The 11,644-nt window shown below is 69.0% G+C and carries 11 protein-coding genes; 10 read left to right on the top strand and 1 reads right to left on the bottom strand.

The features are described 5' to 3' along the window. Positions 1–118: 118 nt before the first annotated feature. Positions 119–1,423, bottom strand: coding sequence for a helix-turn-helix transcriptional regulator (locus LCE31_RS28740; protein ID WP_225019325.1), 1,305 nt, complete (start codon positions 1,421–1,423; stop codon positions 119–121). A 1,241-nt stretch (positions 1,424–2,664) separates the two neighbouring features. Between LCE31_RS28740 and LCE31_RS28735 the strand changes: the two genes are divergently transcribed. From LCE31_RS28735 to LCE31_RS28690, 10 genes are all read left to right on the top strand, one after another. Next, positions 2,665–3,558 (top strand): helix-turn-helix domain-containing protein, encoded by an 894-nt coding sequence (locus LCE31_RS28735; protein ID WP_225019323.1) that lies wholly within the window; start codon positions 2,665–2,667, stop codon positions 3,556–3,558. A gap of 2 nt (positions 3,559–3,560) precedes the next feature. Next, positions 3,561–4,265 carry a zinc finger domain-containing protein gene (locus LCE31_RS28730; protein ID WP_225019321.1) on the top strand — a complete coding sequence of 235 codons (705 nt, stop codon included), beginning with the start codon at positions 3,561–3,563 and terminating at the stop codon, positions 4,263–4,265. A 153-nt stretch (positions 4,266–4,418) separates the two neighbouring features. Next, entirely contained in the window at positions 4,419–5,051 is a 633-nt protein-coding gene (locus LCE31_RS28725) for a WhiB family transcriptional regulator (protein WP_225019319.1), read from the top strand. Continuing rightward, positions 5,048–6,520: a hypothetical protein gene (locus LCE31_RS28720; protein WP_225019317.1), complete on the top strand. Its 1,473-nt coding sequence runs from the start codon at positions 5,048–5,050 to the stop codon at positions 6,518–6,520. The genes LCE31_RS28725 and LCE31_RS28720 overlap by 4 nt, the downstream gene beginning before the upstream one ends. Next, positions 6,517–6,708 (top strand): hypothetical protein, encoded by a 192-nt coding sequence (locus tag LCE31_RS28715; protein ID WP_225019315.1) that lies wholly within the window; start codon positions 6,517–6,519, stop codon positions 6,706–6,708. The genes LCE31_RS28720 and LCE31_RS28715 overlap by 4 nt, the downstream gene beginning before the upstream one ends. Positions 6,709–6,781: 73 nt before the next feature. Then, a complete protein-coding gene (locus tag LCE31_RS28710; RefSeq protein WP_225019313.1) occupies positions 6,782–7,018 on the top strand; it encodes a hypothetical protein in 237 nt (78 codons plus the stop codon). 242 nt (positions 7,019–7,260) lie between these two features. After that, on the top strand, positions 7,261–7,647 hold the full coding sequence (locus tag LCE31_RS28705) for a plasmid mobilization protein (RefSeq protein WP_225019311.1): 387 nt from the start codon (positions 7,261–7,263) through the stop codon (positions 7,645–7,647). Positions 7,648–8,153: 506 nt separating this feature from the next. Continuing rightward, positions 8,154–9,896, top strand: a complete 1,743-nt coding sequence (locus LCE31_RS28700) for a relaxase/mobilization nuclease domain-containing protein (RefSeq protein ID WP_225019309.1) — start codon at positions 8,154–8,156, stop codon at positions 9,894–9,896. A gap of 443 nt (positions 9,897–10,339) precedes the next feature. Next, positions 10,340–10,783 (top strand): hypothetical protein, encoded by a 444-nt coding sequence (locus LCE31_RS28695; protein WP_225019307.1) that lies wholly within the window; start codon positions 10,340–10,342, stop codon positions 10,781–10,783. 79 nt (positions 10,784–10,862) lie between these two features. Then, complete coding sequence (locus tag LCE31_RS28690) at positions 10,863–11,555, top strand: hypothetical protein (RefSeq protein ID WP_225019305.1); 693 nt, start codon at positions 10,863–10,865, stop codon at positions 11,553–11,555. Positions 11,556–11,644: the final 89 nt, after the last annotated feature.

Here is an 11,644-nt window from a genome sequence, read left to right as displayed (position 1 = left end):
CGGACAACTCCAGCGGCAACGGCTTCGGACCAGGCATCGCCCCACCCTATAACCGCAAGCGAACTACCGACTCAGGACATTAGGTGCTGGTAACGCGGTTCGGCAGCACGGTGGGAATCTAGGATTTCTGGCGTACGCCGCGGTCGCCGTCCTCGCTCGGGCCACTGCGCTGGATGGTGTGCAGGAGGTCGCGGAGCACGCGCTGCTCGGTGTCACGTTCGTTGAGGAGTTCGGCGATGCGGGCGGTTGCCGCAGTGGTGTCGGCCGGCAGCGTGGCGCGGACCAGATGGCGCATCTCCGTGAGGAGTTCGCCCTCCAGGGCGCCGCTGGGCACGCGGGCGATCACCGTGGCCGGTGAGACGTGGGTGACGGACCAGCATCCGACCCCCTCCTCCACGGCCCACACGACACTGCCCTTGCCGGGTGCGAGGGTCAGTTGGGCGTTGGGGCCCAGGACTTGGCTGACGGCCGGCAGCGGCACACCGTCCTTGCCTGCATGCAGCGAAGCGTCCTCGGCTGTGGCAACGACCGCGCGGGAGCTGAGAGCCGCAGCTTCCCTGCGCCAGCGAGTGGCCGCGTCCTCGGCCGCACGTGTCTGGGCATGCCACCGCGCGGTAGCCACATCGTCGGGGGTCGCTGTTGTGGCGGCCCACGCGTTGCGGGTTCCGCCGAGGGCGTCGCGCTCGTCGTCCCCGTTGCCTTCGACCCAGGTCATCACGACGAAGCGGCAGTCGGGCATCGATGCCGGGTAGAGCACGTGGCTGACAACCTCCACGACCTCCCAGTTCAGGGCCGGCACACGGACCCGGTAGACGTGGCCGTCGCGTGTCTCGCCCATGTCGTGCTCGGTCTCCCAGACATGACGTACGTCGGCGTCCTTCTTGATGTCTTCGATCAGCCGGGCCAGCTCGGCGTCGTCCGGTCTGGTGGCCGCGGCGAATTTGAGTATCTTCACGTAGGCCGAGGCGTGTTTGTCCCAGTCCTGGTACTGCGTACGCGCTGCGGGGTCGGTCAGGGCCCAGCGGATGAGGTTCGCATCGCGCTCCATGACCCAGGGCCACCACTCGGCCATGGCGGTGTTGAACGCCAAGATATTCCAGTACTGGTCGCACAGGTAGGCGGCGCTGGGCATCTGCCGGTCGATGAGCAGACGCAATGCCTGCTGGAGCTCCGGCTGATCGGCGCCGCTGGGTGGCACCAGGCCGGACCCGACGTTGTAGAGCACAAGCGCGTGCTGCTCGTCGCGGTCGAGTTGCAGTAGTTCAGAGAGGGATTCGCACTGTGCCCGGGTCAGCCTGGGCGGCATGGCGCCCTGCTCTATCTTGCGGTACGTTCTCTCGCTCATAGCCAGGGCCTTGGCCGCCCGTGCCTGGTTTACCCGGGCGTCCTTGCGCCACCTTCGCAGCAGTGCACCGAACCCCATGAAGTGGCCGGCCAGTTGCTGCCCTCCGTGATCCCCCGAGGTCTCTTCGCCCACCGAGCCGGTGCCCCGATGCGAGATTCCCTCGTCCACTACCTCATCGCCTCCGTGACCCTGTCTGTCCATCATTACGCGAAACCTGCCTCGGTGAATCCGCAGAGACGCCGACTTGCGGGAACGCCAAAGGGGCTCACGGCATCTGCCGAGCTCTCGCCCGGCATCTCCTTACAGGAACTACACACAACATAAACGGTCTCATTTGCATGTGGCAAGACGCACAAATGGATTCTGCAATCTGACATATCGTCGAATATTTATGTCCGACATCGCGGCATGTTGACACCCCAAACGGGCGAGTCCTTCAATCGGCGAACGCCCCCTTGAGGAAACCGGCAAAACCTTGCCGGTTTTCGTTCGATCGCAGCCAGGAGGGCCAGAGCGGCAAATATTCAACATCTTTTCAGAATTCAACTGCCTGCCATGTCCCGCCGCGTACAAGCGACTTACTCGACCGTAACCACTGGAACCCGAAGGCATCCCCCGCCGCGATCTTTGCGGCCAAAGCAGACAAAAGATCCGCGTTGACTCACCCGGCGGGGCATCGCTTAAATCGCGCTTACCAGCAGGTTCAACTCTCATGGTGGGCGAGGAGTGGTCGAAATGGAACATCTTTCCGCGAAATGGAGCGAACAGTCCACTTCGCTGCCCCTTCGGACCGCCCCCCTTTGCGAGGCCCTACGCGAAGTCCGGGCAGTCGCAGAAACGGTTCTCCGATCGCCGGAGCCGAGGTCACGGCAGGGCGGATCGAACCCGCCGCCTCGTCACTTTCTGCAACTAGTGGAGAGTTTAAGAACCATGTCTGGATCTTGGCGAGGGCCCGTGCGTATGTTCGTCGTCCCGGGCCACCCTGCCCGGCCCCTATACGGGGAGCAAACAGCAAACGGACCGGACCGTCCACGGTCCGAAAGCAGCGACGGCGCCCGAGAGGTGCGAACTCCCGGACGCCGTACGCCCCGCGGTACAGCCCGCCCCGGCAAGGGCGGCGGCTGCCCGACATCACCACGCTGATCCCTTCCACCGGGCACTTCAGCGTCGCAACACAACAAAGGGGATTGTTGCATGCCTCCCACCCCGCGCGATAGACGCATCGGCCCGACCTGGGCGGCGGCCACGACCTCCGCCTCACCTTTCAGCACCGCCGTCTTGACGCCCTGCTCCCCACGCTGCGTATTCGGCGGTGGCCGATGAGCGGCGAAGCGCGCGAGTGGGTGTGGGAGCACAGCTCCAGCCGCGGAACGGCACGCCTGCTGCTGCTGTCGATCGCCGATCGTGTCACTGACGAGCAGTGCGTCTCGTGGGCGTCGCTGTCGAGCCTGGCCCAGCGCACGCGCGCCTCGGTGTCCACGGTGCGCGAAGCCCGTGACCGCTTGCTCGAAGTCGGTGAACTGGAGCAGCTCGACGACTTCGCCGGCCCCCAGCGCAGCACGGTCTACCGCCTGCCTTTTGCCGCCCAGGCCATCGCGCAGGATCTGCGAGAGCAGCAGGATTCCAGCGGCGAAGCATCACTCGGGGAGCCTGGGGCCGCCCCGGCACTACGGATCTCAGCCCTGCGACGGTACGGAATCCACCCGCGTGAGGTGCCGGAATCCACCGCCACGGCCCGGAAACCGGCAGTAGCGGAATCCGGCAGGTCCCGACGGAAACCGGCACCTCGACGTGGCGGAAACCGGCACAGCGGAGTGCCGGAAACCGGCACACAGAACCGTAGTGAACCTGAATGGAACCGTAGGTACAGCAGCAGTGGTGCTGCCGTCACCTCGGCTGCCGCCTGGACGGTAGACCCAGCCAGCCACGCCTGGGCCCGCCAGCAGGGGCACCTCGATCGCCTCGGCGAAGAGGGCCTGCAAGCAGCGGACGCGAAGTGGCGAGCCCACCGCGCCGACTTCACACCCAGGCCGGCCGAAGCGTGGGCTGCCGACTGGCGCTCCTGGATCGCCCGCGAACATGCCCCAAGCCGCCCCAGCCTCCACGCCGTGGGTGGCAAGAGCCCCGCCGCGCCGAACGGGATGACGCGTGCCCAGGCCCACACCGCCGCGCTTCTCGCCGCTCTCGACGAGCCGACCGGAACGGAGGGCTGAGCGTGGACCGCCGCGAAATCGCCGCCCTGTTGGCCTACATCGGCCGTCTCGACCCGCGCACCAGCCTCACCGACGAGAACGAGGCTCGCGACCAGGTCAACCGGTGGCAGCACCTGCTCGACGACGTGCCGATGGCCACGCCGCACGGCTGGGACGCCCGCATCGCCGCCCGCCGGCACATCCGTACCTCGCCGTACCCGATCCTGCCCGCGGATGTCGCTCGTCCATGGGAGAGCTACCGGCGCGAGCGCCTGGCCCGGCACTCCGATCCCACTCCGTCCGTCGACCCGGACGACCAGGCCGCCTGGACCTCCGAGCTGGCCGACATGCGGCGGGCTGTCGCGTCCGGCACGACGCAGCCCGCTCAGGCTCGGGCCATCACCAGCGGTCATGAAGGGATCAGCCCGAGGCTGAAGATTCGGCTGCGGGAGGTCGGCTCCTGCATTCCGCCGGCCGCCCGCACAGCCCTCGCGCCCTACCGGCCTGCCCGGGCAGCACGCGAGGCCGCCATCGCTCAAGGCCAGCCCGATGCCCTGAGCGTTCGCTGCGAGTGGTGTCTCGCCCAGCCCGGAGAGCCGTGCCGACGCCGAAGGATCGGACCCGACGGAGCGCGTGGAACCGCTCCGCGTGCCACCCCGCATCCCGGCCGCCTCGACCTCGCCGCCGAACGGCAGAGCGAACAGGTCCCGCGCCCCGCGATGACCTGACCCGCGCACAGCCGGTGCACCCCCGTCCGGAGCACCGCCACCCCACGCCCCTCCTGGTCGCGGCGCACGCCCCTCGCGCCGCGACTGGTACCCGACGCCGCGCATTCAGAACCGGCCCCAACCGGTCGGCGCGGCAGTACATCGGAGACTTTCTTGCGGTACATCACCACTCACGACGCGCCGGCCACTGGCCTGCGCGGCATCGCAGACACCAGCTGGCACACCCGCGCAGCGTGCCACGGGATGGACGTCGAGGATGCCGAAGCAGTTTTCTTCCCCCTCCCCCGCGACCACGAGGACATCGCCGAAGCCAAGGAACTGTGTGGCTGGTGCCCCGTGCGGTGCGAGTGCCTGAACTACGCCCTCGAAAACAGCCTCAAGGACGGCATCTGGGGCGGCCTGACCGAAGCCGAACGGCGTCCCTGGCACGACGGTCTGCCCCAGCGCCTCGACTACCGCCGTGTGAGCGCGTTCTTCCAGGGACGCGACGTGCACCTGACCGAGGCGGAACGCAAGGTCGTCATCGACCACGCCTACGTGCGCGGCTGGCGCCCCGACCGGCTCGCCAACGCCCTGGACATCGGCCCCAAACACGCTCGCGACCTGCTCCGCCAGGCCGCCAACAGGATCTTCGACCGCGACCGCCGCTACGGCGTGCCCCGGCCCAAGAAGAAGCGGACGAAAGCTGTCGCGGCGAAAGACAGCCCTCCGTCCGGCTCGCGACAGCCGGTGTCTCACCCGGTGGCGTCGACCCCGGCGCGCGCCCCGTTCGGAAAGGCCGCATGACCCTCCCTTCCTTGCCTCTCGGTGCCGCTTCGGACATTCCGCTCTTGCTCGCGATCGGCCTGGTCGTCGCCCTCGCCATCGCTCTGGCCCCTCGGCTTATTCGCCGCCGCAACGGTGGTGAGAAGAAGGGGCTCAGCACCGCGGCGGTCCGGGTCGCCGCCCTGGCCGCGCTCGGCTGCACCGCCTACAGCGCCGACACGAGCTGGCGGTTCGCCGCCGACTACCTCGACATGGCCACCGCGGAACGCGCCGGCATGTTCGCCGCGGGAGAGCTCGCACTCTTCGCGACTGCGCTGATGGCACGGCAGAATCTGGCCAGCCAAGGTGCCCCCGGCCTCCCGGGCATCCTGGTCTGGGTGATCACCAGCGTGCAGGTGATCCCCGCCTTCGCCGAGAGCGGCTTGATCGGCGGTCCTGTCCGCGCCTTCGTCGGTCCGGTAATGGCGGCGATGCTGTGGCACCTGGCCATGGGAATCGAGCTGCGCCTGCGCACCCCGGGCTCTGCGTCGCGCGGATTGATCGCAACTCTGGGGCGGGAGGCCCGCGAACGCCTGCTGTCCCGCCTCGGTATCGCCACGCGAGACCGCGACGCCGCCCAGATCACCAGGGACCGCGCGCCCGCCCGGGCGGGCGCCCTCGCTGCCCGTCTCGCCGAGCGCACGCCCGAACAGCAGCGAAACGGCAGGGGCCGACGGCTGACCCGGCGCCTGTCCAAGGCAGTCGGCAGGGCGTCGGTCGGCACCGACCCTCTCCAGCGCGCTCGGCTGCTCGATCAGCTCGCCGCCCGCCGACACGCCCTCGCGCTGGCGACCATCCCGCTCCCCTCTCCCTGGTCCCCGACGCACAACAGCGAAACAGCTGCGACGACTCGACATGTGCCGGTCCCGGTCGTCGGGCCCCACGGCCCCGCCGAAACGATCGGAGATCCGGGACCGAGCGAGCTGCGGAGACCGGTCCCCACGCTCCCAGCCCCAGACGAAACGACGACCACGCGGGCCAAGGACGTTGGTACGGAGGCGCGTTCGGGGACCGGGAGCCACGGACCGGGAGCTGGCTCAGGGACCGGCCCCACCGAGGACCGGGGACCGGCCGACACCGGGACCGCCCCCACCCGGGACCGGGGACCGGCCGACACCGGGACCGCCCCCACCCGGGACCGGGGCGGCAAGGTTCCGCTTCGGAGGAAGCCGACCCCGGCGACCAAGGGAAAGGGGAAGCGACGGTCCCGGAGCGCGCAGATGCCGCAGTCGCCTCGCGAGGCGGAGGTGTCCGTGGACCAGCTCGTCGAGCAGGTCCGTCCTCATGTCCGCGCTCTGCTCGACCGGGACGGGAACGAAGCGATCACCCGCGTCCAACTGCGAGAGATCCTGCGCCACGAGGGCCTTCCGGGCGGTCGGAACGAACGACTGAGCCTCGTCTTGCAGCAATTGCGCAGCGACGCCATTACGAAGACAAGGAGCACCGAATGAAGACCTGCCATCGGTTCGAGACCGTCCGTGCGCAGTACGAGCGCGAGATCGCCTTCATGCTCGCTCATTCTGAACGGCATGCGGGCAGGCCGGCGGCGAAGTCCAGCGCGAAGCAGGCGGCATCGACCAAGCAGCGGATGGCCCGCGCGCTCACTAGCCACGTCGGGCGTTGCCCCGAGTGCGGTTGACCCGCGAAGCAGCAGCTCAAAGCCCCCAAGGCCCGGCCGGCGGCCGCGCCACTCCTATCACAAGGAGATCGTCATGACGCCTGCCCCCTCACCCAGCCAGTTCGAGGACCGACTGGTGTGGGCCTTCCTGCACACCTTCCTCCGCTACGGTCTGATCCACTCAGCCGTCGACGGCCCGGAGGGGGGCCAGTGGTTCGTCCAGATATCCCCCACTGAGCAAATCCACCACCTCACCGGCACAGGGGACGCCTTCGACTTCGTCCTCGACATCCTGGAGATCATCCACGATGCAACGGACGCCGAGCGGTGATGAACCCGATCAACGACGGCACCACCCCCGAACCTGCCAAGGACCACAACTCGGTCCCAGACGGAGCAAGTTATCGGCCAAGCTACTCTTCCCCGTCGGGGAAGGCAGCTTGGCCATCTCCCGCCCCGGGGGTGGCGGGAGCGGTCCAGCACCGGGGGGCGCTGGACCGTCAGGCGGCGACCCGAGGCGGATCGCAGCCAGGGGCGGAGAAGCAGCAGCGAAGCCACGTCGACGCCACTCCAGTGTCTTCCGCACGTAAGCGCTCCCCGCAGAAGAACAAGCGCGCACGCATGTGCAACATCCGCCTCAACGACGACGAGTGGAGTCGGCTGACCGCCGCGGCCCATTCATCGCGTAAGAGCCTGCCCGCCTACCTCGTGCGCGCCGGTCTCGCCGCAGCCGACGACTCCGAGAACACAACAGCGCTCATCGCCGGCCACCGAGAACTGATAGCCGAACTGTTCGCCGCACGCCGCCACCTCGGGCAGGTCGGCAACAACCTGAACCAGGTCGCCCGTGCCCTCAACAGCGGCGGACAGCCCGCAGAACTCGACGCCGTCGTCTCGGCCGTCCAGCGAGCAGTCACACGTGTGCAAGCGGTCACCGACCAGATGCTCGAACAGGATTGACCAGGCGGCTCACCTGGACCACGAGGCGCTGCCGGTGGCCCGCGAACCTCGCTCCGGACAACCGCCTGAAACCGGTCGAACAGTGTCCCGACCTTGTCTTCCACGGCGCGGAGCCCCCGGGTGTCCCACTGCTCAGGAGTCGCGACGTAATCGTGGGCACGCCGTAGAGCCCGAAAGATCTCCTCGGCCGCCCGAACGACGACGGCGGAGCCAGGACGACGTTGCTCCGCTGCGCGTGCCGCCGAAGTTGAACTCGCCGAACGCCATCTCGGCTGACCTCTCGCGTTCAGCCGGTATACAACTGCGTACACAGCTCCAGCAGACGGGTACCCCACCCGCCCCCAACGCCGTCGGTTCGCCCTCACCGTCGCGCCAGCACCCGGTAGAACTCCGGACAGCCCGGACAGCGGCGATACCCAGTTCATCGGTGAGCACTTCCCGCTCACGGCAGGCGAGCACCGCCTGCCCCTACCCACTTCAGTTGATCATCGATCGAGGACAGCAGCATGATTCCCTGGATCCAGGATCGCGGGAAACGCACCATCGGCCTCCTCTACTACCTCTACGGACCGGGCAAGAGCGAGGAACACACCGACCCCCACCTCGTCGCCTCGTGGGATCACAACGCTCCCGACCCCGGCCGCGACGCCGCCGCGACCCTCAAAAAGCTCCAACAGCTCCTGGACCAGCCCGTCGAGACCATCGACCCGTCACAGCGCCCGGAGCAGCATGTGTGGCACCTTTCTGTGCGCAACGACGCCACGGACCGGATGCTCTCGGATGAGGAATGGGGCGACGTGGCCCGCCGCATGGTCGCCGCCGCGGGCATCGACAACCCCGAGACAGGAGCGGGCTGCCGGTGGGCGGCCGTGCGGCACGCCGACAACCACATCCACATCGTCGCCACCCTCGTCCGCGAAGACGGGTACAAACCCGACCTCGACAACGACGCCCACCGTCTGCAGGCCCAGGCCCGGATCCTCGAAGCCGAACTGGGTCTGCGCCGACTCGGCAAGGGCGACGGCACCGCGGCAAAGCGGCCCACCAGAGCCGAACACCACAAAGCTCAACGGCAGGGTCGCGAGCGCACCGCCCGCGAGGAACTGCGCGAAGCCGTACGGCGCGCGGTGGCCGGTGCGCGAAGCGACAAGGAGTTCTTCGACCGGCTCGCCGCCGCCGGCCTCCTGGTCCGCAAGCGCGTCGCGCCCTCCGGCGACCTGCTCGGATACAAGGTCGCCCTACCGGACGACCTGAACAAAGACGGCGAGCCGGTGTTTTACCCCGGCGCACGGCTGGCCCCCGACCTGTCGTTGCCCCGCATCCGCGAGCGCTGGTCCGGCGAGGCCGAAGACGTCCCGGCTGCCCGGCGGGAGAAAGCGATCCGTACGAGGCAGGTCACACCAGCCGCCGCACGCCGTACGACGGCATCTGCCGTGTGGCAGGCGGTCCTTGTCGTCGAGCACGGCGAGGACGCACTCGCCGCCGCCGACATCGCGGCGGCTGGTGAGGTGCTGGATGCCCTCGCCAAGACGTCAGCGGCCAACACCCGCCGTGAACTGCGCGACGCCGCAACGGCTTTCGAACGAGCCTCACGCTCTCACGTCCGCGCCGTACGCGGACATGATCGAGCCCTGCGGCAGGCTGCCCGCGACCTCGTCCACGGCGGCCCGGCCCTCGGCCGCGGTGAGGACGGAGCCACCACGGCGATGGCGATCGACATGATCTTCTTCCTGATCACCGCCGCCGCCCACTGGCACGCCAGAAAGGGCCACGCCCAGCAAGCCGAGGCCGCCACCCGAGCCGCCGAACACCTGCGCACCGCCTACCAGGCCGCCTCCGCTCAGCCCCTCGGTGTGCTCTACCAGCGCGGCCGGCGTTTGAGCCGTCCGATACTCCAGCGGCAGACCGTGCTGCTGCGCGAGGCGCTGCCGGAGCTGGCCGAGCGAATCCTCGCCGAACCCGGCTGGTACGCCCTGGCCGCCACCGTTGCGGAAGCCGAGGCAGCCGGCCACGACCCGGCCGCCCTCCTGTCCGACGTTGCCGAACGCCGCGAACTCGGCACCGCGAGCTCTGTCAGCGACGTGCTCGTGTGGCGCATGCGTCGGACCGCCGGCCTGCCCGCCGACGCCTCCCCTCTGCCGGAGACCGGCGCAGCGGGGAACCGGCCCTCGACACGCGGGACAATTACCAGGCCCTCCGCACCCGGCAGAGCGCGCAGCGGGGAAGAGACCTCGCGGCAGACCCGGTAAAACCGCCGGATGCCGACACACGGCCTCACCGCAGCGCCCAGAGACGGGAGAGCGCCAGCGCACCGCTCTGTAGCCACAGCGTGCTCGTAGGGCACATCGAACCGCGGCGGGCAAGGCCGATGTGGAGCCTGTTGGCCTCCGTACACCCGAGGGACGGACCTGCATGGCCCAGGTGGGGGGCGCGTTGAGCCAGTAGACGCCGCGATGCTCAGCGATCGAGGGAGACGAAGACGTGTGATCGGGCACACCGTGGCAACGCCATTGTGCCGTCTTGGACATGCATCATGGCCAACTCGTCATTGAGGCAGCTGAGAAGCGGGTATCCGTTGCTTGCTGGCATGGCCGCAGGTGACTGTGGACTTTGTGAATTGAAACCGGCGGGGGCGTGGGGCACGATCGTGAAGCACGCAGGACGAGGTTCCCAAGCAGAGGAGGACACCAGGGTGTTTCACCGGATACGCCGCCGGGCCAAGGAGCCGAGCGACGCTCTGAGGCAATTCGCCGAGTTGCACGCGCAGCTGCAGGGCCAGGTCCCGCCCGGCTTCGAAGTGCCGGCACCCGAGCCGGAGCCCGCCGAACCGGCCACCACCGTAGACGACTTCCTTCCGCCGGATTTGAGGGTGCCGAGCCACAACCAGGTCGACGGCAAGATGATGCCCTGGGCGCAGCCTCTCGTCCTCGACGGCGAGATGGCTACCTGCGCAGGGTGCGGTGCGTACCGGGACTGGCTTATCCTCTCCACCCGTGGCGAGATCTGGCTGCGCTGCCGGGCAGGCCACCAGCAGCGGGAGACCCGCCTCGACACCGCCTGGTACAACCGCAACAGCGGACCTGCGGACGCGACACATGCCACGTTCGAGGACTGCCTGCGCCACCTCGGGCACTGACCACCACTCCTACGACGCCACCGGGCCCTCGGGCCCGCACTGACCACCCGTCGTCCAGCACCAAGGGGTCAGTTTCGTCATGCGCGTTCGCGTCGCCATCACCGCCCTCGGCATCACCGCCGCCCTCCTCGCCGTGCCCGCCTGCTCCACCGACACCACCGGGGTCAAGCACCAGACCCGCTCTTCCGTCCAGACGGGAAAGCCGTCCGACGCGGTTGTGAAGCCGGCCGACCTCTCCTCGGCCGCGCTGGAGACCCGCCTGCTCGACCGGAGTGATCTCGGCAGCGGCTACCTGCCCGAGCCTGAGCGTCCGCCCCAGCACGACGATGTCACCGTCCTGGGCTGCCCGGCCCTGGCCGAGCTGGGCGGCGACGCCGCTGTCGGCGGCACGCTCAGCTTCCCGCGCAAGGCGAAGGCGGACTTCACCTATGGCGACAGCAACTCGGAATTCTCCGAGGAGCTGTACAGCGACCGCGCGAAAAAGCTCTCCGACGGCATCGACCGGATCTTCGACGCCATGACCGGCTGCCCGACCTATCAAGTCGTCACAGGCGACACCTCGCTCGACGTGACCTCGCAGAAGCTGCCCGCACCCCACACGGGCGACCAGCAGTGGAGCCAGCTCCTGACGCTCTCCACCGACGGGCGGAGCACCGTGGTCAAGCAGACCGCGATCCGCGACGGAAGCCTGCTCCTGGTCGTCTCCGGCTCCCCGGCCCTCGTCGACCGCCACCTCGCCCAGGCCCTCGCCAAGGCGACACGGACCAGCTGACACCGAGCCCCGCGCGGCCGGGCCCGCCGGGGGGGGGGGGGGCGGCGGCGGCGGCCCGGCGCCGGGCCCGCGCGGCGCGCCGCGGCGGG

The sequence above is a fragment of the Streptomyces sp. 8L genome, assembly GCF_020176795.1.
Lineage (GTDB): Bacteria > Actinomycetota > Actinomycetes > Streptomycetales > Streptomycetaceae > Streptomyces.
Note: the sequence above shows the minus strand (reverse complement) of the source record. Positions and strands in the feature narration are given on the sequence as shown.